24 protein-coding genes are annotated in these 24,818 nt (G+C 55.4%); 22 read left to right on the top strand and 2 right to left on the bottom strand.

Going from position 1 to position 24,818, the window contains the following annotated elements; genetic code table 11:
• Window positions 1-138: 138 nt before the first annotated feature.
• From PYL13_RS19225 to PYL13_RS19180, 10 genes are all read left to right on the top strand, one after another.
• The gene (locus tag PYL13_RS19225) at window positions 139-912 is read left to right on the top strand and encodes a transporter substrate-binding domain-containing protein (RefSeq protein WP_250984461.1); all 774 of its coding nucleotides are present in this window, start codon (window positions 139-141) and stop codon (window positions 910-912) included.
• A gap of 147 nt (window positions 913-1,059) precedes the next feature.
• On the top strand, window positions 1,060-1,722 hold the full coding sequence (locus PYL13_RS19220; RefSeq protein ID WP_275643265.1) for an amino acid ABC transporter permease: 663 nt from the start codon (window positions 1,060-1,062) through the stop codon (window positions 1,720-1,722).
• Window positions 1,719-2,375, top strand: coding sequence for an amino acid ABC transporter permease (locus PYL13_RS19215; protein ID WP_275643264.1), 657 nt, complete (start codon window positions 1,719-1,721; stop codon window positions 2,373-2,375). The genes PYL13_RS19220 and PYL13_RS19215 overlap by 4 nt, the downstream gene beginning before the upstream one ends.
• Entirely contained in the window at window positions 2,372-3,136 is a 765-nt protein-coding gene (locus PYL13_RS19210; protein ID WP_275643263.1) for an amino acid ABC transporter ATP-binding protein, read from the top strand. The genes PYL13_RS19215 and PYL13_RS19210 overlap by 4 nt, the downstream gene beginning before the upstream one ends.
• A gap of 12 nt (window positions 3,137-3,148) precedes the next feature.
• Window positions 3,149-4,840 carry a M20/M25/M40 family metallo-hydrolase gene (locus PYL13_RS19205; RefSeq protein WP_275643262.1) on the top strand — a complete coding sequence of 564 codons (1,692 nt, stop codon included), beginning with the start codon at window positions 3,149-3,151 and terminating at the stop codon, window positions 4,838-4,840.
• A gap of 60 nt (window positions 4,841-4,900) precedes the next feature.
• Window positions 4,901-5,962, top strand: coding sequence for an ornithine cyclodeaminase (locus PYL13_RS19200; protein WP_275643261.1), 1,062 nt, complete (start codon window positions 4,901-4,903; stop codon window positions 5,960-5,962).
• Between the two features lie 355 nt (window positions 5,963-6,317).
• A complete protein-coding gene (locus PYL13_RS19195) occupies window positions 6,318-7,805 on the top strand; it encodes an NAD-dependent succinate-semialdehyde dehydrogenase (protein WP_275643260.1) in 1,488 nt (495 codons plus the stop codon).
• Between the two features lie 665 nt (window positions 7,806-8,470).
• Window positions 8,471-9,307 (top strand): alpha/beta fold hydrolase, encoded by an 837-nt coding sequence (locus tag PYL13_RS19190; RefSeq protein ID WP_368077694.1) that lies wholly within the window; start codon window positions 8,471-8,473, stop codon window positions 9,305-9,307.
• Window positions 9,308-9,409: 102 nt separating this feature from the next.
• Entirely contained in the window at window positions 9,410-9,868 is a 459-nt protein-coding gene (locus PYL13_RS19185; RefSeq protein WP_275643258.1) for a Rid family hydrolase, read from the top strand.
• A 68-nt stretch (window positions 9,869-9,936) separates the two neighbouring features.
• Window positions 9,937-10,665, top strand: coding sequence for a gamma-glutamylcyclotransferase (locus tag PYL13_RS19180; RefSeq protein ID WP_275643257.1), 729 nt, complete (start codon window positions 9,937-9,939; stop codon window positions 10,663-10,665).
• Between the two features lie 38 nt (window positions 10,666-10,703).
• Here the strand turns inward: PYL13_RS19180 and PYL13_RS19175 are convergent, their stop codons facing one another.
• Window positions 10,704-11,603, bottom strand: coding sequence for a LysR family transcriptional regulator (locus PYL13_RS19175; protein WP_192489778.1), 900 nt, complete (start codon window positions 11,601-11,603; stop codon window positions 10,704-10,706).
• Window positions 11,604-11,723: 120 nt separating this feature from the next.
• Between PYL13_RS19175 and PYL13_RS19170 the strand changes: the two genes are divergently transcribed.
• From PYL13_RS19170 to PYL13_RS19115, 12 genes are all read left to right on the top strand, one after another.
• Entirely contained in the window at window positions 11,724-12,656 is a 933-nt protein-coding gene (locus PYL13_RS19170; RefSeq protein WP_275643256.1) for a ring-cleaving dioxygenase, read from the top strand.
• A 141-nt stretch (window positions 12,657-12,797) separates the two neighbouring features.
• Window positions 12,798-13,487: a hydrolase gene (locus PYL13_RS19165; RefSeq protein WP_192489776.1), complete on the top strand. Its 690-nt coding sequence runs from the start codon at window positions 12,798-12,800 to the stop codon at window positions 13,485-13,487.
• Window positions 13,488-13,555: 68 nt separating this feature from the next.
• A complete protein-coding gene (locus tag PYL13_RS19160; RefSeq protein WP_192489775.1) occupies window positions 13,556-13,843 on the top strand; it encodes a XapX domain-containing protein in 288 nt (95 codons plus the stop codon).
• A gap of 94 nt (window positions 13,844-13,937) precedes the next feature.
• A complete protein-coding gene (locus tag PYL13_RS19155) occupies window positions 13,938-15,815 on the top strand; it encodes an amidohydrolase (protein ID WP_275643255.1) in 1,878 nt (625 codons plus the stop codon).
• A 169-nt stretch (window positions 15,816-15,984) separates the two neighbouring features.
• On the top strand, window positions 15,985-16,428 hold the full coding sequence (locus tag PYL13_RS19150) for a DoxX family protein (RefSeq protein WP_275643254.1): 444 nt from the start codon (window positions 15,985-15,987) through the stop codon (window positions 16,426-16,428).
• The gene (locus tag PYL13_RS19145) at window positions 16,425-18,023 is read left to right on the top strand and encodes an MFS transporter (RefSeq protein ID WP_250984473.1); all 1,599 of its coding nucleotides are present in this window, start codon (window positions 16,425-16,427) and stop codon (window positions 18,021-18,023) included. The genes PYL13_RS19150 and PYL13_RS19145 overlap by 4 nt, the downstream gene beginning before the upstream one ends.
• 106 nt (window positions 18,024-18,129) lie before the next feature.
• The gene (locus tag PYL13_RS19140) at window positions 18,130-18,525 is read left to right on the top strand and encodes a DUF1622 domain-containing protein (RefSeq protein WP_192489771.1); all 396 of its coding nucleotides are present in this window, start codon (window positions 18,130-18,132) and stop codon (window positions 18,523-18,525) included.
• A 62-nt stretch (window positions 18,526-18,587) separates the two neighbouring features.
• On the top strand, window positions 18,588-18,773 hold the full coding sequence (locus PYL13_RS19135; protein ID WP_275643253.1) for a hypothetical protein: 186 nt from the start codon (window positions 18,588-18,590) through the stop codon (window positions 18,771-18,773).
• A 346-nt stretch (window positions 18,774-19,119) separates the two neighbouring features.
• A complete protein-coding gene (locus PYL13_RS19130; RefSeq protein WP_275643252.1) occupies window positions 19,120-19,965 on the top strand; it encodes a hypothetical protein in 846 nt (281 codons plus the stop codon).
• 29 nt (window positions 19,966-19,994) lie between these two features.
• Complete coding sequence (locus PYL13_RS19125; RefSeq protein ID WP_275643251.1) at window positions 19,995-20,252, top strand: acyl carrier protein; 258 nt, start codon at window positions 19,995-19,997, stop codon at window positions 20,250-20,252.
• The gene (locus PYL13_RS19120) at window positions 20,252-21,769 is read left to right on the top strand and encodes an AMP-binding protein (RefSeq protein ID WP_275643349.1); all 1,518 of its coding nucleotides are present in this window, start codon (window positions 20,252-20,254) and stop codon (window positions 21,767-21,769) included. The genes PYL13_RS19125 and PYL13_RS19120 overlap by 1 nt, the downstream gene beginning before the upstream one ends.
• Complete coding sequence (locus PYL13_RS19115) at window positions 21,766-23,043, top strand: type III PLP-dependent enzyme (RefSeq protein WP_275643250.1); 1,278 nt, start codon at window positions 21,766-21,768, stop codon at window positions 23,041-23,043. Before PYL13_RS19120 ends, PYL13_RS19115 begins: the two co-directional genes overlap by 4 nt.
• 91 nt (window positions 23,044-23,134) lie before the next feature.
• Here PYL13_RS19115 and PYL13_RS19110 read toward each other — a convergent pair whose 3' ends face one another.
• On the bottom strand, window positions 23,135-24,814 hold the full coding sequence (locus PYL13_RS19110) for a flotillin family protein (protein ID WP_275643249.1): 1,680 nt from the start codon (window positions 24,812-24,814) through the stop codon (window positions 23,135-23,137).
• Window positions 24,815-24,818: the final 4 nt, after the last annotated feature.

The raw sequence follows: 24,818 nt of genomic DNA, 5'->3' as shown, positions 1-24,818 counted from the left end.
CTGAGCAAGAGCTGGCCCTCGAAAAAAGCGGGATAATCCAAAAGAGTGGGCCGGTTGATAGCAGCAATTCGAAGACATCGAAGCTATACACACGACGTCCTGCTATGAGCCGGGACATCTTTTTGGGAGACGACCTGCATGAAACTTACTCGCGCAATTTACGGCCTTTTTGTTGCTGCGACCCTCTGCTTGCCTTTCACAAGCGCACATGCTGACGATCTGGAAAAAGTCCAGAAAGCCGGCAAGCTTTCGATTGCACTGTCGGGCGTTTTCCCTCCGTTCAGCTTCGTTGACGAAAGCAACAAGGTTGTTGGATTTGACGTCGAGATCGGTTCTGAAATTGCCAAGCGCCTGAAAGTGGAACCGGAAATCATTACCACTGCCTGGGATGGTATTATCGCTGGTCTGGTCACCGGCCGCTACGACACCATCATCGGTTCGATGAGCGTGACCGAAGAGCGCAAGAAGGCAGTGGACTTCGTTGGTCCTTATTACCGCTCCGGTCTTGCGGCCTTTGTTCGCTCTGGTGCTGGCGTTGCCAATATCGATGAACTGAAGGGCAAGAATGTTGGCGTGACACTCGGCGAAGCCGCAGAAAAATGGGCTCGCGAACAGAACTTGTTTGAAGTGCGTACATACAAGGGGCTGCCGGAAATGCTTCTTGACCTGACGGCTGGTCGTGTCGACGCCATCATCGCTGATGACGTTCCGGTTTTCGTCGCCATTGCCAAGAACAATACGCCAGTAGAACAGGTCAAGGATGAGCGCATGCCACGTTACGACGTTGGTATTGCTGTCCGTAAGGGCAATCCCGAACTCGCTGCCGCCATGCAGAAGGCACTGGACGACATGATGGCTGATGGCACCTATGAGGCCATTTCGAAAAAGTGGATCGGCCAAGACGTTCGTTAATCCACGGTTTGACGCGCTAACGCCTGATGTTTCGCGGGGCGGGAAATGGATTGCAGTACAAACTGCCTGAAATTTTCCGCCAGTCATTCGATCCGTTTACAGAGATCGGGCTCCGAAATGTTCGGTTGCCAGGTCCGAGAGGCCGCAATGGACTTTCAATTAATCTGGCGGATAACGCCCTTCGTATTGGAAGCCTCGCTTCTAACCATCCAACTTACGGTCTGCTCGCTGGCGATCGGTCTTGTTGTTGCGGCTGTGGTGGTAACCGGCCGGTTTTCCAGAATAACGGCTGTCCGTTGGGCCGCCACGATTTATGTCAGCATTTTGCGCGGCACGCCGCTGTTGGTACAGCTGTTCATCGTCTTTTTCGGTGGTCCGCAGCTTGGTTTTGAACTCACCCCGTTTCTGGCGGGTGTCCTGACCATGGGCTTCAATATCGGTGCCTACATGTCAGAGGGTATCAAGGGAGCCATTATCTCCGTTGATAAAGGGCAATCCGAAGCCTCCCGCTCTCTTGGTTTTGGCCGGTTCGATACGATGCGTCTGTTCGTGCTGCCACAGGCCGCACCGCTGATGATCCGCTCGCTGGGTGTGAACACGGTCATCCTGTCCAAAAGTACCGCCCTTGTCTCGACCATCGGTGTGGTTGAACTCACCTATTCCGCCCAACGGTTTGTGACCTCCACCTACAAGCCATTCGAGGTGTTTGCTGTTGCGGGTGCTGCTTATCTCGCCATTATTGCGGTCATTTCGCTGACCGTACGTGGAGTGGAATACCTGTTTACCTCCAAAGGGGAGGTTCCAGCATGAGTTTCGATTTCAGCGTCGTACCGCCCTATTGGGAAATGCTTCTGATCGGCCTGCTCTGGACGGTTGTGATTACCGCCATCGCTGGAACCGTCAGCGTCATCTTAGGGATTGGCATTGCCACGACAACACTTTATGGCCCACGCATTGTTGCAGCGCCTGTGCGTGCCGTTATCTTCCTGTTTATGGGAACGCCTCTGCTTCTGCAGCTGTATTTGCTGTATTACGGCCTGTCTCAGTTGGGCGTTCTGTTGCCGGCCTTCTGGACAGGGGTTCTGGGGCTTGGCCTGCACTACGCAGCTTATAACGCAGATATTTTCCGGGCATCGCTGAAGGCGGTCGATCCGGGCCAGGCGGAAGCGGCGCGCTCCCTGGGCTTTGGTCACCTCGCCACGTTGCGGCACTTCATCATTCCGCAATCTTTCCTGACGGCACTGCCGCAGGTGGGCAATAACAGCATCATCCTGCTGAAGGATACGGCGGTGTTGTCGGTGCTGGGGATAACCGAACTTGTCCTCAACGCGCAGCGCGCCATCAGCGAAACCTATCGTCCGTTCGAATTCTATCTGACCGCAGCTGTGCTTTATTACGTCGTCAATCTGGTGATGGAATATCTGCTCCGTATCGCGGCCCGCAAAGTGGAAGCCATTCGATGAAAGCTCAAACTCCCATGATCGAACTGCGGCAGATCCGCAAATCCTACGGGCCTCATGAAGTGCTCAAAGGCATTGACCTGACGGTTGCTCGCGGCAAGATCGTTTCGATTATCGGCCCAAGTGGCTCGGGCAAAAGTACCCTTCTGCGGTCGATCAACATGCTGGAGGAAACGTCTTCTGGCGAAATCTGGCTCGATGGCCAGATGGTCAATCGTCCCTTGAAGGGCCGTGCCTTCGAAAAACACATCAACCATATCCGTCAGGAAATGGGCATGGTGTTCCAGCAGTTTAACCTGTTTCCGCATCTGACTGTTCTGCAGAACATCATGATTGGCCCGATGCGGCTGAAAGGCTTGAGCAAGGTCGAGGCGAAAGATCGCGCCAACGCCTTGCTGGCAAAGGTTGGCCTGGCCGAGAAGGGCGATGCCTATCCGGCACGTTTGTCGGGCGGACAGAAGCAGCGCGTGGCAATTGCCCGTGCATTGGCAATGCAGCCAAAGGTGATGCTTTTCGATGAGGCGACGTCCGCGCTGGACCCCGAACTCGTTGAGGAAGTGAACCAGGTCATGAAACAGCTGGCGGCAGAGCACATGACCATGTTGATCGTTACCCATGAAATGCGCTTTGCAGCCGAAGTATCTGACCACGTCATGTTCATGGACGGCGGTGTGGTGGTCGAGCAGGGCGCCCCAGATCAGGTCCTAACCAACCCGGTGGAAGAGCGCACGCGCTCATTCCTCAGAAAACATCTTTCGAACTAAACGGAAAAAGCCATGACAAGCGAACAAAACTTTGCTTCCCGCGTCGGAAGCGAGATCGATGGTGCTCGCGTGCGCGAGTTTGCCTTACGGATGACCTCCTGGAGAAGCGAAACAGGCACAGTCGGTGAATCGACCTTCGCAAACCGCCTTTATGAGTTGCTTCAGGAAATCCCTTATTTTCAGCAGAATCCCGATGACTTGCGGCTTGTCGCCAGCCATGGCGATCCGTTGACCCACAATGTCGTCGCGCTGGTTCGCGGAACCGGCAAGAGAACACTGGCACTTGCAGGTCACTTTGACACGGTGTCGACCGACAACTATCACGATCTCAAGGACCTCTCCTGCGAGAGCCTGGCGTTGAAAGATGCGCTGATCAAGGACCTCTCAGCGCGGGAAGACCGCTCTGAACAGGAAGAACGCGCCCTTCAGGACCTGGTGAGTGGAGATTTTCTGCCCGGCCGTGGCCTGCTCGACATGAAGAGCGGCCTTGCGGTGGCGGTTGCCTGCATCGAGAAATTTGCGGCCGATGCCGATCGCAAAGGCAACTTGATGTTTGTCTCGACGCCGGATGAGGAGCGGGAAAGCCGCGGTATGCGCTCGATGCGTGATGCGTTCCCGTCACTTGTTGATGATCTTGGCATCGAAATCGAAGCGGGCGTCAATCTCGACGTGACCTCGGATCAGGGCGATGGCAGTGAAGGTCGCGCCGTTTATGCTGGCACAATCGGAAAACTGCTTCCGTTTGCTTTGGTCATTGGGTGCAGCTCGCATGCCAGCTACCCCTATGAAGGTGTCAGCGCCCAGGCAATGGGGGCAGGTATTCTCGCAAGGCTTGAAGGCAATGCTTCACTGGCCGACAAGGATGAAAACGACGTCTCTCCACCGCCGATTTGCCTTGAGGCGAAGGATCTTCGCAGCGGTTATGAGGTAACCACACCGGAGCGTTTTTGGATCGCCTTCAACTGGCTCTATCACGCCATGAGCGCTGATGAGCTTTTCACGCGCTTTACGCAGGAAGTGATGATCGGTGCGACGGAAGCTGTCGAAAAATTCTCTGCAGCATCCGCAGAATACAGCCGCCTTGTTGGTCGTAGTGCTGGTGCAACACCTGCCAAGCCAAGGATCGTGACTTTCAAGGAATTGAAAGTAGCTGCAGGTCGTGCGTTTGGAGATGGTTTTGAGGCCGTATACTGCACAAAAGAACAGGAGCTTGCGCATATCGACAACCCGCTGGTTCTCACCCGTGAACTGACGGAATGGCTTGTGTCGATTGCGCGCGTTTCGGGCCCGGCCATCGTGATCGGCTTTGCAGGATTGCACTATCCGTCCAGCCGTCTGCGGATGTCAGATCGCAATGACCGCCTGTTGTTCCAGGCAATTGAAGAGGCACGTGCCGGTCTTGGCAATGATCCATCGAGAAGCATCGTGTGGAAACCCCACTTCCAGGGTATTTCCGACATGAGTTTCCTCGGTCTTGCGGCAAGCGGAAGCACGATTGTTTCAGAAAATACGCCGATTTCGCGTTTGATCGATTTGCCGCCAGCGAATGCCAAAAGCTTCCCAACCGTCAATCTCGGACCTTGGGGACGCGAATTCCACCAGAAGCTTGAACGCGTCCATGCTCCCTATGCATTCGAAGTTCTGCCGGGTCTGGTGATGGACATTGCCCGCACATTCCTGGGCGACAACAGCACAGAAGCCTGATCAGGGCGGACCAACAATTGGTAGCGAAAGCCACCAAGCAATTGTGAGGATAGATCGAATATGACTGCCAATCAGAACCTCAATGTCGTGCCGTTTGTCAGCGTTGACCACATGATGCGCCTTGTCCTGAAGGTTGGAACGGAAACCTTCCTGACCGAACTTGCTGACGTGATCGAGGAAGATTTCCTACGCTGGGAACAGTTCGACAAGACGCCACGCGTCGCGTCTCATTCCGATGAGGGCGTAATCGAGCTGATGCCAACCAGCGATGGTACCCTCTACGGGTTCAAATATGTGAATGGCCACCCGAAAAACACTAAAGAGGGGCGCCAGACGGTCACTGCTTTCGGTGTGCTTTCCGATGTTGGTAATGGTTATCCGATGCTGCTATCGGAGATGACCATTCTGACGGCGTTGCGCACGGCGGCGATGTCGGCGGTTGCTGCAAAACATCTTGCACGTCCGAACTCCCGGACCATGGCGATCATCGGAAATGGTGCGCAGAGTGAATTCCAGGCCTTTGCGTTCAAGGCGATACTCGGTGTCGACCGGTTGCGCCTTTATGATCTGGACCCAAGTGCGACGGAGCGTTGCGCCCGCAACCTCAGCGCCAAGGGCTTCTCGATTACCAAGTGCGCGTCGCCGCAGGAAGCCGTGGAGGGCGCCGATATCGTAACAACGGTCACCGCCGACAAGCTGAATGCGACGATCCTCTCCGACAACATGGTTGGACCGGGCATTCACATCAATGCGGTGGGTGGTGATTGCCCAGGCAAAACCGAACTGCACAAGGACATCCTGTTGCGGTCGGACATTTTTGTCGAATATCCGCCACAGACCCGTATTGAAGGCGAAATTCAGCAGCTAGACGCGAATTATCCTGTCAAAGAGCTTTGGGAAGTGATTGCTGGTAAAAAGCAGGGTCGTGACAACGAACGTGCCATCACGCTGTTTGACAGCGTCGGTTTTGCAATCGAGGACTTTTCAGCGCTTCGCTACGTGCGCAGCAAGCTTGAAGAAACAGGCCTGTTTGTTGACCTCGATCTGCTGGCGGACCCGGACGAGCCGCGCGATCTCTACGGCATGCTGTTGCGATGCGAGGCAAAGCTGCAGGCCGCCTGAACATATCAAAGAAAGATGCGGGCGGATTGCCCGCATCAATAACATCAGACTGTCAGCTTTTGCCGAGGATTTGTTTGGCAATCGCAGATGCCGCCTCGACGTGAGCGCGGCAGGCTAATGCTGCCGCTTCCGGCGCATTGCGTTCGATTTCAGCAAAATTTTTGCGAATTTGCGTTGGTCAAACACCATGCGGTTTCCTGCACCAGGCGCGGGGAGCAGGCATGGTTGAGTTTCGCACCTGACGCAACACATAAGCATTCTCTTGACACCTCGTGCGGGGTCCGGTGAATTCGGTTCCGTAACGTTGCACCTGATTTCAGCTCTCTGATTTCAGCCATTGAAGGAGACTTCCGCCATGGCCCTGTCCGACACACTTCTTGCCAAACTGAAAGACCCCACGCTGGCCACCGACAAGGCGTTGATCGATGGTCAATGGCAGGCGAGCGGTGAGGGCGGTGCGAGTTTCGTCGTTACTAACCCGTCGACCGGTGAGGTGATTGCCACATTGCCCGATATGACCCGTGCCGATGCTGCACGCGCCATTGATGCTGCCCACAAGGTGCAGAAACTCTGGGCAAAAAAGACCGGTAAGGAGCGCGCTGCAGTCCTGCGAAAACTTTACGACTTGATGGTTTCCAACGCCGATGACCTCGCGGCGATCCTGACCATGGAAATGGGCAAGCCGCTGGCCGAGGCAAAGGGTGAAATCCTTTACGGCGCCGCTTATGTCGAGTGGTTCGGTGAGGAAGCCAAACGTGTATATGGCGACACCATTCCCGGCCATCAGCCAGACAAGCGTATCATCGTGCTGAAACAGCCAATCGGTGTGGTGGCCTCCATCACTCCATGGAATTTCCCCAATGCCATGCTGGCGCGTAAGTTTGCGCCTGCTGTTGCTGCGGGGTGCGCGATGGTCTCCAAGCCTGCGGCTGAAACGCCACTGTCAGCGCTTGCGCTTGCGGTGCTGGCTGAAAGGGCCGGTCTGCCGGCCGGTGTGTTTAATGTTGTCACCTCGAGAAAGTCTGCAGATATCGGTCTGGAATTCACCGAAAATGACAAGGTTCGCAAGTTGACCTTCACGGGCTCAACGGGGGTTGGCAAGATCCTGATGCGTCAAGGTGCCGAACAGATCATGAAGCTCGGCCTCGAGCTTGGCGGCAATGCACCCTTCATCGTGTTTGATGATGCAGACTTGGATGCTGCCGTTGAAGGCGCAATGATCTCGAAATATCGCAACAACGGCCAGACCTGTGTCTGCGCTAACCGGATTTACGTTCAAGCTGCGGTCTATGATGCCTTCGCTGAGAAGCTGGCAGCCAAAGTGTCCGCCATGAAGGTTGGCGACGGATTTGAAGAAGGGGTCGTTGCAGGCCCGCTGATCACCGAAAAAGCCGTAGAGAAGGTGGAGGAACATATTGCAGATGCGCTGGAAAAAGGTGGCGCCATTGCTGTCGGTGGCAAACGTGATGCACGGGGTGGACTGTTTTTCCAACCGACCATTCTGACTGGCGTCACGTCGGCGATGAAGGTGGCGAAGGAAGAAACCTTCGGGCCGGTTGCGCCGCTGTTCCGGTTCGAGACGGAAAGTGAAGTTATCGAAATGGCCAATGACACGGAATTTGGCCTAGCGTCCTATTTCTACGCCAAGGACCTGTCACGGGTCTTCCGGGTTGCAGAGGCACTGGAATATGGCATGGTCGGTATCAATACCGGTCTGATCTCCACCGAGGTCGCGCCATTCGGCGGCATCAAACAATCCGGCCAGGGCCGTGAAGGCTCGAAATACGGCATCGAGGATTATGTCGAGGTAAAATACCTCTGCCTTCAGGTAGACGGCGTTTAAGAGTGACAAAAACAAAACGACAGCGGCACGTCGTGCCGCTGTTCGCATCTTACCACGAAGATTGTTACCTACTCCCACGCAAAGGTTAACCTAGACCAGATGCTTAGAGGGACCTCGTTTATATCCAGACCGATGAGTGGTTATTGCAGCCGGCAAGAACCGAGAAAAGCGCCGGTTAACGAGGGCTAAGCATTCTGAATAATGGAGGACGGTCTGCCTATCGTTCTACCTTGCAAAGATCGAGTTCACGATCTGGTTTTTCACGAGTTTGCTCTGTCTAGAAGCGAGTTTGATATCGAACTGACGGCTGTCGTGCTGTTCAGTATCAGCATCAGTTGGTTGACGACGTCCTCGCCAGCGATAAGCAAGCTGCTTGATCAAGCAGCCACGAGCATTATTTCATAATACGCAATAAAATATCAATAATTGGTGCAATTGTGGCGACGCTTGATTGGCGGCAATATCAACGCATCAGACGAACAGGTGTCGCCTGAAACTGGATACAAGTTATGGGGCGTCACATGAACGAGATTTTTTCTTCTATTACCCGCCGTCGTGCGTTGCTCACTGCAGGTGCAGCCGCAGCCACGTTGGCGATTTCACCAAGACGTACATATGCAGCAGATGCTGCGTCCAACTCCACTTCGACAAAAGGAAATACTCAAATGGATACTATTAACACCAAGGACGGCGTTGAAATCTTCTTCAAGGATTGGGGTCCAAAGGACGCGCAGCCAATCGTTTTCCATCACGGCTGGCCGCTGTCGTCGGATGACTGGGACGCCCAGATGCTGTTCTTCCTGTCGAAGGGCTACCGCGTTGTTGCTCATGACCGTCGTGGTCATGGTCGCTCGGCACAGGTGGCGGACGGTCACGACATGGACCATTATGCAGCCGACGCATTTGCTGTCGTCGAAGCCCTCGATCTGAAGAACGCCGTTCATATCGGCCATTCAACCGGTGGCGGTGAAGTTGCCCGCTATGTTGCAAAACATGGTCAGCCCGCCGGTCGTGTTGCCAAGGCTGTTCTGGTTTCTGCGGTGCCACCACTGATGTTGAAAACCGACGCCAACCCTGAGGGTCTGCCGATCGAAGTGTTTGACGGCTTCCGTTCCGCACTGGCTGCCAACCGCGCCCAGTTCTTCCGTGATGTACCGTCTGGTCCTTTTTACGGTTTCAACCGTGATGGTGCGACGGTCCAGGAAGGCGTTATCCAGAACTGGTGGCGTCAGGGTATGATGGGTGGCGCAAAGGCCCATTATGATGGCATCAAGGCTTTCTCTGAAACCGACCAGACAGAAGACCTGAAGGCGATCACCGTTCCAACGCTTGTTCTGCACGGCGAAGACGACCAGATCGTACCGATCGCAGATTCTGCCCACAAGGCGATCAAACTTCTCAAAAACGGCACGCTCAAGACCTACCCTGGTTTCTCTCATGGTATGTTGACGGTCAATGCCGATGTTCTCAACGCTGATCTGTTGGCCTTCGTCCAGGCTTGATCGCACTGGCGGCGGGTGTGGCCTTTCACGCATCCGTCGCCTCTCGAGCCACTTTGATCCGCAGGCGCCCGGCGCGCTCGCTGCTCCTCCAAGGAAACTGCCATGACAAATAACAATTCCGCTAAGCAGGTCGCAAACCACGGTGTCGCCTGGGAGCGTGCCTTCGGATACCAACAGGCCGTACAGGTAAAAGATACGATCTACATCTCAGGGCAGTTGAGCCACGATGCGGGCGGCAAGCTCGTCGCGCCCGCGGAGCTTGATGCCAAGGGTCGGCCTGCTGACTTCTCGCAGATGGAAGAACAAATCCGCCAGACTTATGTCAACGCCAAAAAGCTCCTCGCCAAATTCGACGCCAGTCTCGATGACGTAGTCGAAGAGACACTTTACGTTCTCGACGTTCCGAGCGCATTTGCGGTCGGGTCAGCGGTCCGAAAGGAAATGTATGGGACCGACATGCCGCAATGCACCAGCAACCTGATTGGTGTGACTGCGTTGGCATTTCCGGAGCAGATTGTTGAGATTACGTTCCGCGCAGTGATCGACCGTGCGGCGTCTTGATGTAATGCCCCATGAACTGCCGGATGCGACAACGGTCCTGCGGTTATCTCGTTAGAATGGTTTTTAAGATGCCGCGACTACCCACAGCCAAGACGACTCTTTCAGCGTCCATGCAACTGACTTCTGAACTCGTCGCAAGAACGCTCAGGATCGTCGAGGAAGAGGGGCCGGAGCCCAACTGGAGCCCGATCTCGTCTCGGCAGCTCGATGCCCTCGTCAGTCGCGTTGAGCAGGAAGCCCACGATCAGGAGATTTGGGTATTCGCTTACGGATCCCTGATGTGGAACCCAGGTTTTCAAGTGGCTGGCAGCGAAAATGCCGTCGCATTCGGATGGCACCGCGCGTTCTCTCTGAGAATAGAGCGACTGCGGGCCACTTCCGATGCGCCGGGCCTTATGTTGGCCCTTCAGCCAGGTGGCAGCTGTTCCGGTTTAATCCTCAAGCTACCTTGCGCAACGAAGACGCAGGACCTGCGCACGCTTCTGGCGCGGGAGATACGCTACGCCGAAGTGTGTGATATGGTCCGATGGGTTTCGGTCAAGACACCGACAGGAATGCGCCGCGCACTCACATTCTGGGCGAGCCCGAAGCAATCTCAGCTCACGCAGAAGATCCCTCTTGAAGAGGCCGCGACCTTGATCGCGCAAGCGTGCGGACCGGCGGGATCCTGTGCGGAATATTTGCATCGAACGGTTCTGGACCTAGCGGATCGCAATATCTTAGACCGAAACCTGTGGCAGCTCCAGAAACTGGTTGCAGACAGGCTAAGAATAAGTCCGCCGTTCGTCTCAACTTGAGCCAGCATTCCGGCTTTGAGGATGTGCTGGTGTGGTTATCAATCCAACATAACCATGTGGGATGCGACCTGTTCTTCAAAAAACTTCGAGAAGGACGCGATGCGTGGTGGTAACGCCTGATACGGCGGATAGTAGAGTGTCAGCCACAGATCCGGCGGTGCCCATCCCTTGAAGACATGCACAAGACGACCGCTCCTGATGTGATCGGCAATATTGAACCCTGGAAGAAGAGCCACCCCGGAGCCATCCGCAGCCATATCCGCCAAGACCTCGCCACTGTTGGCGCTGAAGGCACGACCCGCCGAGATTGATATACTCGACCCGCCATCCGACAGAACCCAGGTCTCTGCTCGGCTTTCACCACTGTAGGCTAGGCAATCATTAGGCGTCAGTTCGTTTGGATGTTGCATATCGACAAACCGGCTTCCGGGTGCTGCGACCAGAATACGCGGCACGACACGGATTTTACGCCAGATCGTGAATTTGTCCGAGGGTTGCGATGAAATACGGATTGCCAGATCAAAGTCATCGTCAACGATGTTCACCAGACCGTCCGACAAGGAAATCTCAAAGCTCATCTTTGGATAACGTTCCTTGAATCCTGACAGGATCGGCGGCAACACCGCCTTGCCAAACCAGGTTGGCGAACTGATGCGCAAGCGGCCTTCATCGGCCTTGTTCGCATTTCTCACATCCTTGCGGGCATTTTCGAGTGCCTCAACCGCAGGCTGGATTTGAGCTGCAAAAACAGCGCCATCCGTTGTCAGCGAAACCTGCCGCGTTGTGCGCACAAATAGCTGGACACCGAGGTCATCCTCCAGCGCGGCAATGGCGCGCGTAACGGCCGCAGGTGTCATGTTCAATTCGCGGGCCACCTGCGCGAAATTGCGCTTTTCCGCGGCCAGCAGGAATGTTTTCAGGGCTCTGTAATCGTTCATCTCTATTATTTCAAAAATCGCAATTCATTCGAAAGAAATATTGCAATTCCGCGCAGTAATCAACCCGGCTAAAACTCTACTCAACGAAACGGACAACGCCAGCGCAGAAAGGCAAAGATTATGATCAAGGACATCAAGGGATTGCATCACATCACATCGATGGCATCTGATGCACAGCAGAACAACAGGTTCTTCACCGATACGCTCGGTCTGCGCCGCGTGAAGAAGACAGTCAACTTCGACGACCCAAGTGTCTACCATCTCTATTACGGTGATGAGAATGGCACACCCGGTACGGTCATGACCTATTTCCCATTCCCCAACATGATGCTTGGTCGTCCGGGTGTCGGTGAAGTCGGCGAAACACAGTTTGCTGTCCCAAAGGGCGCCCTTTCCTTCTGGAAAGACCGCTTCACGGTGCAAGGTGTGGGTGGGGTTGAAGCCGACACGGCTTTTGGTGCCAACCGCTTGCGCTTCATTGGCCCGGATGGCGATGCTTTCGCTCTGGTCGAAACCGCAGATGACAAGCGCGCCGGCTGGGTCGGTGAGGGTGTCTCGGACGATGTTGCCATCCGCGGATTTAGCGGGGCGCGTTTCAATCTGCACGATACGGCTGCGACCGCAGAACTTCTCAGCTTCATGGGTTATGAACGCACAGAGGCTGAAGGTGACGTGACCCGGTTTGTCACTTCTGGCGGCAATGGTGCAGATACGATTGATTTGGTCTCGCTACCAAAGACACCGTTTGCCCGTCAGGGCGCCGGCTCGGTCCACCACATAGCTTTTGCCGTCGACAACCGCGAAAAGCAACTCGAAGTGCGCAAGGCGCTGATGGATACGGGTTACCAAGTCACACCGGTGATCGATAGAGACTACTTCTGGGCGATCTACTTCCGGACGCCGGGCGGCATCCTGTTCGAAATCGCCACCAACGAACCCGGTTTCGACCGGGACGAAGATACGGCCCATCTCGGCGAAGCACTGAAACTGCCAAGCCGCTATGAAAACTTCCGCGATCAGATCGAGGCCAATCTGGTTCCGATTGCGGCGTAAGACTGGGGGTTTCAACCCCATCCACTGACCAAAACATTATCCGCCTTTCGAAACGGCTGCCTGAGGCAGGCAGCCGACCTCCGAAGGTATCTCAAAACTCAATGCCGCTGATCGGCACTCAAATTTAAACGGAGAACCACCATGTCTAAGCTCGAAGTCCTTACCCCTGCAAACAGCCAGCTCATCTTCATCGACCAGCAGCCGCAGATGGCGTTCGGTGTTCAGTCGATCGATCGCCAGACACTGAAGAACAACGTGGTTGGTCTTGCCAAGGCAGCCAAGATCTTCAACATCCCAACAACAATCACCACGGTTGAAACGGAGAGCTTCTCCGGCAACACCTTCCCTGAACTGTTGGCGGTTTACCCCGAAAATGACATTCTCGAACGCACCTCGATGAACTCCTGGGACGACCAGAATGTTCGCGATGCCCTGGCAAAGAACGCCGCCAAAGGCGCCAAGAAGATTGTCGTTTCCGGCCTGTGGACCGAAGTGTGCAACACGACCTTCGCTCTTTCCGCTCTCCATGATGTTCCAGACTATGAAATCTACATGGTGGCCGATGCGTCCGGTGGTACCTCAAGCGATGCACACAAATACGCCATGGACCGCATGGTTCAAGCCGGTGTCATTCCAGTGACCTGGCAGCAGGTTCTGCTTGAGTGGCAGCGCGATTGGGCCCGCAAGGAAACCTATGACGCTGTAACCTCGCTGGTGAAGGAACACTCCGGTGCTTACGGCATGGGTATCGACTACGCAGTCACTCACGTTCACGGCGGTGCCGAGCGCGTCAAGCATGGCAAACGTATCGGTCCTAACCCAGCCAAGTAAGGCCTGATCGAACCGCTCCGATAATCCCCTGTCGGAGCGGTTTTTCATTCAAGAGAGGAGTACATTCCATGAAAATCTATCTTCTTTCCCTCGGCGCAGGGCTGCTTGTCGGTATCGTCTACAGCCTGCTCAATGTCCGTTCACCGGCTCCGCCGGTCATTGCGCTTGTCGGCCTTCTTGGTATTCTCGTCGGCGAACAGCTCATTCCTTTCGCAAAGACCCTGATCAACAAGGAGCCTGCGGCAGTTTCCTGGATCAACCAGATCAAGCCGCACATGTTTGGTCATTTGCCCAAGGGGGATGATGACGCCAAAGTGATCGCGGCTCGCAACAACTCGACACCATCTGACGGTTGACGAAGTAGGTGCCGCTCAGGCATCCGGTGTTTCCTTTCAAACGTCAATTTTTGCATTGATCTTCATCACCATCATAAAGCCTGGAGTTACGCCCATGTATCCCGACCTGATCCTCCACCACGGGCTGATCACAACACTCGACCGTTCAAACCCGCATGCGACGGCCGTCGCGATCAAGGACGGCACATTTCTTGAGGTTGGCACGGATGCCGACATCATGGCACTGGCCGGCCCCGACACCAAAATCATCGACCTGAAGGGCAAACGGGTGCTGCCGGGCCTGATCGACAACCACACCCACGTGGTGCGCGGTGGCCTGAACTACAACATGGAACTGCGCTGGGATGGCGTGCGCTCGTTGGCCGATGCCATGGATATGCTGAAGCGCCAGGTGGCCATTACTCCGGCCCCGCAATGGGTGCGCGTGGTTGGTGGCTTTACCGAACACCAGTTTGCAGAAAAACGCCTGCCGACCATCGAAGAGATAAACGCCATTGCACCGGATACGCCGGTGTTCCTGCTGCATCTCTACGACCGCGCACTTTTGAATGGTGCAGCCCTGCGCGCTGTTGGTTATACCAGGGACACACCAAACCCGCCCGGCGGCGAGATCACCCGCGATGCCAATGGCAATCCAACCGGCATGCTGCTGGCTAAACCCAATGCCGGCATTCTGTATTCGACACTCGCCAAAGGCCCGAAACTGCCGCTCGACTATCAGGTCAATTCGACCCGTCACTTCATGCGGGAACTGAACCGGCTGGGCGTGACCGGCGTGATCGATGCGGGTGGTGGTTTCCAGAACTATCCCGATGACTATGAGGTCATCCAGCAATTGTCGGATAACAACCAGATGACGGTGCGTCTGGCCTATAACCTGTTCACGCAAAAGCCGAAGCAGGAAAAAGAGGACTTTCTCAACTGGACGAGCTCGGTCAAATATAAACAGGGTAACGACTATTTCCGCCATAATGGGGCAGGTGAGATGCTGGTCTTCTCCGCTGCCGACTTCGAAGATTTCCGCCAACCGCGTCCGGAGATGGCCCCGGAGATGGAAGGTGAACTGGAAGAAGTGGTGCGGATCCTCGCCGAGAACCGCTGGCCATGGCGTCTGCACGCTACCTATGATGAGACCATCAGCCGGGCACTGGATGTGTTCGAGAAGGTCAACAAGGACATTCCGCTCGAAGGTCTCAACTGGTTCTTCGACCACGCCGAAACCATCTCGGACCGTTCGATCGACCGGATTGCAGCGCTTGGCGGTGGTATCGCCACCCAGCATCGCATGGCCTATCAGGGCGAATACTTCGTTGAACGCTACGGTCATGGTGTTGCCGAAGCCACACCACCGATCAGGAAGATGCTCGACAAAGGTGTGAATGTCTCGGCCGGTACCGATGCCACGCGTGTTGCCTCCTATAATCCATGGGTATCGCTGTCATGGATGGTGACCGGCAAGACGGTGGGGGGCATGCAACTTTACCCGCGTGCCAATTGCCTGGACCGCGAGACGGCGCTGCGCATGTGGACCGAGAAGGTCACATGGTTCTCCAATGAAGAGGGCAAGAAGGGCCGCATCGAGAAGGGGCAGTTTGCCGACCTGATCGTGCCGGACAAGGACTTCTTTGCTTGCGCCGAGGACGAGATCTCGTTCCTCACCTCGGAACTGACGATGGTCGGTGGCAAGATTGTTTATGGGACTGGTGACTTCAAAACACTTGATGAGAACGATGTTCCGCCTGCGATGCCCGACTGGTCACCTGTGCGCAAGTTTGGTGGTTATGCCGCTTGGGGTGAACCGGAAGGCGCGGGCGCCCGCTCGCTACGCCGTACGGCTATTTCGACCTGCGGCTGCGCCAGCGATTGCGGCGTTCATGGTCATGACCATGCCGGCGCATGGACCTCGAAACTGCCGATTGCTGATCTCAAGGGCTTCTTCGGCGCGCTTGGATGCTCTTGCTGGGCTGTATAAGCTTTTAAAATTGATCGGGTGACCTGTTGGTCGCCCGATTTCTATTATTGCATATTTGACAATTAAATCTGAATTATTGATGCAATTGTTGTTGGCGAATTTCGAGATCATTATCGCTCCATCAAAGGAACAAAGCGCCGCAACGCGGTGACAACAGCTGGAGCAAGCCATGAACCTTCTTACCTCCTCTTCACTCCGGCGGCAGGGACGTCTTGTCGACGTGATAACTGCTCCGGCTACACGAACGGTGGCACTGCTTGCCCTTTGTGCCGCTTATATTCAGGGACCTCTGACCAAGATTTTCGACTTCTCCGGCGCGATTGCCGAGATGGAGCATTTCGGTCTTCATCCTGCGTCGGCCTTTGCAGTTGCCGTCATTATTTTTGAACTGGTGGCATCTGCCATGGTGGTGTCCGGTCGCCTTCGTTGGGCTGGCGCATTGGCGCTGTCAGGCTTCACACTTCTTGCAACAGCCATTGCCCTGCGTTTCTGGGAAATGGCGCCCGGCATGGATCGCATGATGGCGAGCAATGCCTTCTTTGAACATCTCGGCCTTGCTGGCGCATTCGTGATCGTTGCGGCGCTGGATCTGACAAAGGGAGAAGGCAAATGAGCAGCACAAAATCCTCCGGCGGCAGCTTTGCCCCACTCGCGCAACCGGTTTTCGCGGTTCTCTGGGCTGCCACGGTTCTTGGCAATACCGGCAGCTTCATGCGCGATGTCGCCAGCTCCTGGCTGATGACTGATCTCTCGGCATCTCCTGCTGCTGTCGCCATGGTGCAGGCGGCAGGTACTCTGCCGATCTTTCTTCTCGCCATTCCTGCCGGTGTGCTCACCGACATTCTGGATCGCCGAAAGTTTCTAATCGCCATTCAGCTTTTGCTGGCCTCTGTCAGTCTCAGCCTGATGGTTCTGGCGCAGACCGGGATGTTGTCGGTCAGTGCTTTGATCGGTCTGACATTCCTTGGTGGTATCGGTGCCGCGTTAATGGGGCCGACATGGCAAGCCATCGTACCGGAGCTGGTAAAGCGCGAGGATGTCAAAAGCGCCGTTGCCCTCAACTCGCTCGGCATCAATATCGCTCGTTCGATTGGTCCGGCTGCCGGCGGCCTGCTTCTGGCAGGGTTTGGAGCCGGGATAACCTACGGAGCCGACGTTGCGAGTTACATATTCGTGATCGCCGCACTGGTCTGGTGGCCGCGTGCGAAGAATGCCAACGACGCCTTGCAGGAGAACTTCTTCGGCGCGTTCCGGGCTGGTCTTCGTTACACAAGGGCAAGCCGCCCATTGCATATCGTCCTGGCGCGTGCTGCTATCTTCTTTGCTTTTGCCAGTGCGGTCTGGGCTTTGCTTCCACTGGTTGCCCGTCAGTTGCTGGGCGGCGACGCAAGCTTCTACGGTATCCTGCTGGGTGCAGTTGGTGCCGGTGCGATCGGTGGTGCCTTGGTTATGCCAAAACTGCGTGACCGCTTGAGTGCCGATGGATTGCTGCTTGGTGCGGCCATCATTACGGCAATTGTCATGGCTGTGCTGTCACTCGCCCCACCGAAGTTTGTCGCGATTATCGTTCTGCTGTTCCTTGGTGCTGCATGGATCACTGCCTTGACGACGCTGAACGGTGCTGCACAGTCAGTGTTGCCAAACTGGGTTCGTGGTCGTGGTCTTGCCGTTTACCTGACCGTGTTTAACGGTGCAATGACGGCGGGTAGCCTTGGATGGGGTGCGGTTGGTTCGGCTGTTGGTATTCAAGCCACCTTGTTGATTGGCGCAGCCGGATTGCTGATTGTCGGGTTGATCATGCACCGCCTGAAACTGCCTGCTGGCGATGCTGACATGGTGCCTTCGAACCACTGGCCAGAACCACTCGTTGCAGAACCTGTTGCTCATGACCGTGGCCCTGTTCTGATCCTGATCGAATACCATGTTGAAAAGCAGCACCGCCGGGCTTTCCTCAAGGCACTCGACACGCTGTCCCAGGAACGCCGCCGCGATGGTGCCTATGGCTGGGGTGTAACGGAAGACTCTGCCGATCCGGAGAAGATGGTCGAATGGTTCATGGTTGAATCCTGGGCTGAACACCTGCGCCAACATAAGCGGGTTTCCCACGCCGATGCCGACCTGCAGAGCAAGGTGCTGGCCTACCACACAGGACCGGAAAAACCCGTGGTCAGGCACTTCCTGACGATCAACCGGCCCGGCCAAGCCTGATTATGATCGATAATGATGAGAGGGGCGCTGCGCGCCCCTCTTTCAGTAAGTGACGCTTCTGGCGCAGGGCCAAATCCCCATCTCTTTTCAAAAAAGGATTATGAAAATGGACATTGGTAGTGAGGCCGACGGCCTGACAAGTCTGATTGCGCCGATCCTCAAGCCGCTTGCACTGGGCCTGGAATTTTTCGGGGTTGGTGTGATTTTGGTTGGCGTTGCGGTTGCAACGGGCATCTATCTTCGGGACCTGACATCGGCGGCCAAACAGGATGCCTATGATCGTTACCGCGCCAATCTGGGGCGCGGTATCCTGCTGGGTCTCGAAATTCTGATCGGTGCCGACATCATTGCAACGATTATATCGCCGTTGACCTTCGAAAGTGTCGGTCTTCTTGGGCTGATCGTGCTCATTCGTACATTCCTGAGCTTTTCGCTTGAAGCCGAAATTGACGGTCATTGGCCATGGTCGCGATATTCACAGCGTGGTGCGGAAGGTCGGTGATCTCGACAAACTGCGCCCTCGCATTGCAGGGCGTATCCGTCTAATGGTGGTTGGAACCATCCATGGTGGCAATCGTCGGTCGGCCGACGGATGGCATGTTCGATGTCGATGACCCAAAAATGATGGCAGTGATGTTGTTCAGTGCCACCCACGGCGCGGTCGCAGATCCCGCAAAAACGGACCGCGACAGGCTTTTCAAATCAGTAAAAAATCTCTGTCTGCGTGCGATTGTGGCAAACCGGGACTAATGCGCAACTCTATTTTTTTCTCGGTAGAGATTGTTAACAGTAGAAATCATTTTCTACTTTCCGAAATGTCTGAGATATTCTAGTCAAACGCGTAAAAGCTCAGCAGAATTCACCTTTTTGTGAAGTTACCTCCGCCGATTGAAAGAGGGCGGTAATGATTTTGCTGTATCAGGATATTCATACTCAACCTAGAGGGCGCAAATCCCTCGAAAATGAGATATGTGAATAAATCGGTGGTTGTCGTGTCCTAGGTTTGAAACCCGAGATATGATTGCCGACTGACAGGCAAAAAACGCAGATGCTGGTATCGGGGGAAAGGTTGTGACCGTCCTTAGTCGGGGAGAAAATGCTTAGGATCGTGTCCATCGATGAGCAAAGGCTGACGACAGCCGCTGACTTGCTTGCCAAAGGCTTTCCCGAAAGGGATGCAGGCTTTTGGGCTCGCGGTGTCTCCCGCCTGCATGCCTATGCCCGAGACCATGATTTCGCATCGGTCGGCAGCATACTGCTTGCCAAAGACGAGCCGGTTGGCGTGTTGCTGAAAATACCCGGCTATCATATGACGACGGGCCAAAAACTTCTCAATCTTTCAAGCTGGTATGTCGACGCCAGGTATCGCTGGTTTGCGCCACGCATGCTGCAGGAAGCGATGGCGGACGACACGTTTGTTTACACGGACTTTTCTCCGTCTGAAAATGCTATCAAGCTTAACCAGCAACTGGGTTTTCGGACCTTTGCCTCCAGAAACCTGTTGTTTGCGCTGCCGTTTACTGCGCTGTTTGGCCGGAATGCTGGCACAGTTCTTCCGATTGATCAGGTTCCCGAAGGGGGGCTATCGGCGCGCCAGGTGGACGGCATCAACCTGCATATGAAACTAGGCTGTATGGCGCTGTCAATCAAGCTGCACGACACCTGTCATCCGGTTATTCTCGATGTGATTTCCAAACGCAGGATACCGATGGCAAGGGTGCTTTATGCAACCAGTGCCCAGACTGTCGTTGATAATCTGCGTCCGCTTTCACGCTTCCTTCTCAAGCGCGGCGTTCCGCTCTTGAGTATGGTTACTCCAGCAGATGTTCAGGTTAGACACGCCATCAATCCGTGGCCGGCGCATGCCTACCAGATAAAAGGCGTGTGGCAGGACGACGTTATTAACGAGATGTTTTCGGAGCGCGTGTTTCTCAACGCCTGACGACAAGCGATCAATTTAGGAGAGTACAAATGTTAAGTGAGAGGAAGGCCGACCCGGACGTTTCAGAGGCGGTCTTCGGTTACCTGGAAGGTCGCTTCCCCAATCTGGTTCCGTTGAGCGCAACAACGCCGTTGCTGGAAGGCGCCATAGATTCTCTCGGCTTTCTGGAGCTGATCATGTTCCTGTCGGAACGTTTCGGCATATCGATCGATGACGAGAATTTTGACTTTATGGAGTTGGCGACACCTGCCGGCATTACAGCTTTCGTGGAGCGAACGACCCGGTGATTTCGCAGCCTGTACTCCTGCACGACCTTCTTGCTCCTCACATTTCTAGTGACAAGATTGCGATCATCAATGGTGATCGCCGCATCACTTACCGGGAGACGGGCGATCTGGTTGCCAGATATGCTGGCGCGCTCGTCGCGGAAGGTCTGCAGCGGCGAGACAGGGTTGCAATCTTTTTGCCACGCGGCATCGAGGAAAGTGTCGCTATATTCGCGGTCAGCCGGGCATCAGGTGTGTTCGTCCCAGTGAACCCGTTGCTGCGCGGTCAGCAGATCTCCCATATCGTCAGCGATTGCGGTGCTCGATTTGTCATCACCAGCAAAGCGTCAGGCGATATCATCGCTGAATGTCTCGCTGATATTGACGATGTTACCGTTCTGTATGTTGAAGATATTTCCGATGCCGACCGTCTGACAGTACCTTCAAACAATATTGGCGAAGATCTCGCCGCCATCCTGTATACATCTGGCTCCACCGGCAAACCCAAAGGCGTGATGCTGTCGCATCGCAATTTGCTGGCCGGGAGCCGGATCGTTCGCACCTATCTCGGCATCACCGCAGACGACCGTATTCTGTCGATTCTCCCCTTCAGCTTCGATTATGGTCTCAACCAGCTTCTGACATCGGTGGAACAGGCCGCCACCATCGTCATTCTCAGCTTCCGATTTGGTGACGACATCACCCGTGCGCTGCGTGATCACCAGATCACCGGATTGGCGGGTGTGCCGACCGTATGGGCGATCCTGACCAAAACGTCGCCGCTGCTTTCGAAGACGGAACTTCCGCATTTGCGTTATATCACCAATTCCGGCGGCTCGGTGCCAACCAGCACGGTTACAGCACTTCGCAAGTTGCTGCCGCAAACACAAGTTTTCCTGATGTACGGTTTGACGGAAGCCTTCCGTTCGACCTTTCTGCCGCCGGAGGAACTCGACCGCCGTCCGACGTCGATTGGCAAGGCTATTCCAGAGTGTGAGGTCTTTATCGTAACAACATCTGGACAACGGGCTGCACCGGGCGAGCCGGGCATTCTCGTCCATCGTGGCCCAACCGTGTCACTTGGTTATTGGAACAGGCCCGAGGACACGGCCAAGGTTCTAAAACCGCATCCGTTCCACGATGCCGAGATCGGCGGCGAGATTGTCTGTTATTCCGGCGATCTGGCAGTGCAGGATGACGAGGGCTTTTTCAGCTTCATCGGCCGCAATGACGCGATGATCAAGTCATCGGGCTACCGTATCAGTCCCTCTGAGGTGGAGGAGGCTGTGATGGCAACCGGCCATTTCAGGCAGGTCGCGGTGATTGGATTGCCGGATGAACTGGCCGGCCAGAAGGTTCATGCGCTAGCAGTTGCCGGGGCCGATGATGTCGATGTGACCACCGTCTTGCGGTCTGTGGCTGCGAGCCTCGCATCCTACATGGTGCCGCGCGTGATCGAGGTCGTTGATGAACTGCCGGTCACGCCCAATGGCAAGATTGATTACCAGAGGCTGGTGAAAGAGCGGGTGGCGTCGTGAGTGAAACCGAGCGCCCCAGACCGTCGCATGGCTATAATCTTGCTGCTTCCCTTTTCCAGACGGACGGCCCTGATCTCCTGATTGGCGGCGTGACGGTTCGTGAGATAACCGCAAAAACCGCAACTCCTGCCTATATTTATGATGCTGCTCTCATGCGCCGGACCTACCGGCAGCTAGCAGCCGCATTGGACGGGTTTGCCACTATCCACTATTCGGTGAAGGCCAACCCCAATCCGCAGGTCATCAAGGTTTTTGTTGAAGAGGGCGCTGGCGTCGAGATCGCGTCAGTCGGGGAATATCGTGCTGCGCTGGCGGCAGGTGTGGCGCCAGAAAAAATTCTGTTTGCCGGCCCAGGCAAACGCGTTCGGGAGCTGGAAGAGGTCCTAGTCGGCGGTATCGGCGAAATTCATATTGAGAGTTTTGAAGAGATCGAACGCCTTAAGGTGATCGGTAAGCCGGTGCGGTGTTCTCTGCGGATCAACCCGGTGCCGACCGTGCAGGCCGGTGCCATGCGTATGGGTGGCAAGCCGACAGCATTCGGATTTGATGAAGAAAATCTACAAGCTGCCTTGGATGCCGTGTCCAACGTTGAGACTATCGACCTGGTCGGTGTGCATGTTTATGGCGGCACGCAAATTCTGGACGAAGCAGCACTTCTGGAACAATGGCGTCATGCGATTGGCATTGCGTCACGGATTGCTGCGCAGTTGAACAAACCGCTTGAAACGGTCGATCTCGGTGGTGGGCTCGGCATTCCCTATCACGTCGGCGACAAGTCCCTTGATCTGAATGTCATCGCGGCTGCGGTTCCGTCGCTGATTGCGTTGATGAAGGATGATCCACTCCTGTCATCCGCCAAGGCAATTGTAGAGCCGGGTCGTTTCCTTGTTGGACCTGCGGGCGTTTACGTTGCCGAAGTCAACTCGGTGAAACACTCACGCGGTACTTGTTTTGTGGTGACTGACGGTGGCATGCACCACCATCTGGCGGCATCGGGTAATCTGGGACAGGTTATCAAGCGCAGTTACCCCGTGGTTGCGCCAGCCCGTATGAATGAAACAAATTGGGCGCCGGTGATGATCGCCGGCCCACTTTGCACGCCACTCGATATTTTAGCGCGTGATATCCAGATGCCGGACCTGAAGGCCGGTGACCTCGTGGCCGTCCTGCAATCAGGCGCCTATGGCATCACGGCAAGCCCAATCAACTTCCTATCGCATGACCGTCCTACCGAGGTCATTGTAGAGGATGGGCAGGTTCGGGTGCTTGCTTAACGTTCGACGACAAAATGATAATGCGCGGCTTCCTGTGAAAGCCGCGCATTGTTTTTGGTCTAAGGGTTGTTGTCAGGCGTCGTCGCTCTTGTCAAGTTTCTTGGTTGCGGCACCTTGAAGCGCCAGCAAGGCTTCCGGCAAGCAGTGCCTGGGTCGGGTCTTCACCCTTGAAACCAGCCTGAGACAGGATTTCATCAAGGATCGGCTTCTGCGCAGTGAAGCTGAGTAACTGGCCCGAGAGATCATTCAAGGCACTGCCACCGCCGTTACCTTCACCGCCCTTGCCGCCAAGCGCACCTGCCAGATTACCGGCGCTGAAAATGCGGATGTCGGAAATCTTCTCAATTGGCTTCATGGCTTCTGCCAGTGCCTCTGGGATGATTTCGATGCGCGCGCGGGCAAGTTCGTACTCGATGATATCACCGGACAGGGCGTTACGGGCATCGTTACGGGCACGTTCGGCCTGGGCTTCAGCGTCGCCGAGTGCGATCACACCTTCTGCGCGGATCTTGGCGGCCTGAGCCTCAGCCTCTGCTGCGATCTTTGCTGCGGCAGCCAGGTTTTCCGCTGCGGCACGTTCCGCTTCTGCCTTGACCGTTATGGCTGTTGCATCCCTTTCTGCGGCCTTGCGGGCATCGATAACCGCAATGCGCTTGGCACGTTCGGCAATTTCCACTTCACGCGCGGTCACAACCTGTTCTTCGGCGGTAATAGCGGCAGCCTTGGCTTCATCGGCCTTGGCACGAGCTGCCTGTTCTTCCTCTACCTTTTCGGCAACGGCAATCGCCGCTTCGATGCGGGCCGTTTCGGTAATCTTGCGGGCTTCGGCTTCACGTTCTGCAATGCCGCGTTCAGCTTCGATACGTGCTGTTTCACGGGCCTGACGGGCCTGTGCGTCACGTTCTGCGATACCGCGTTCAGTATCCAGCTTGGCGGTTTCTTCGCTGAGGCGGGCAGCCTGTTCGATCTTCGCGGCTTCGGCGCGTGTTTCCGCCGTCTTATTGGCGATGTCGCGTTCCTGGTTCAATTCTGCGTCACGCTGTTCGCGCTCAATGGTCAATCTGCGCAGAGAGGCTTCACGGTCTTTGGTGGCGATTTCAACCTCATTGTCACGAACAATCTGGTTACGCTCGCGCTTGCGCTCTTCGGTGATCTTGGTCAGCGCCGTCAAACCTTCGGCGTCGAAGGTGTTGTTCGGGTTGAAGTGTTTGATGTCGGTCTGGTCGAGACGCGTCAGCGATACGGATTCGAGTTCCAGACCGTTGGATTGCAAGTCATGGGCAACAGCCGCCTGAACGGATTTGACGAATTCGGCACGCTGTTCCTGAAGGTCGCGCAGCGACATGGTCGCCGCAACCGAGCGCAGGCCATCCACGAATTTTGCTTCGACAAGTGACTTCAATGCGTCTGCGTCATTGGTGCGATCACCGAGCGTCTGGGCCGCCAGCGCGATGTTTTCAGCATCTGGTTTTACACGGACGTAAAACTCCGCGGTGATGTCCGCACGCATACGGTCTTTTGTGATGAGAGATTCGTGCTCGGATCTCTTCACTTCAAGTCGAAGCGTGCTGAGCGATACCCACGAATAGGAATGGAAGATTGGCAGGATGATCGAGCCACCGTCTAGCACGACTTTTTTGCCGCCAAGACCGGTTCGGACATAGGCTTTATCGCGCGTCGAACGGGTGTAGAGCGATGTCATGATAATGCCGATGACGACAATCGCGGCGATAATCACCCCTGCAATAAGGCTTAGAGAAAAGAAATCCATCGTG

Origin of the sequence: Agrobacterium sp. Azo12, from assembly GCF_029193765.2 — a bacterium.
Taxonomy (GTDB): Bacteria; Pseudomonadota; Alphaproteobacteria; order Rhizobiales; family Rhizobiaceae; genus Agrobacterium.
This window is presented reverse-complemented; position numbering and strand designations above follow the sequence as displayed.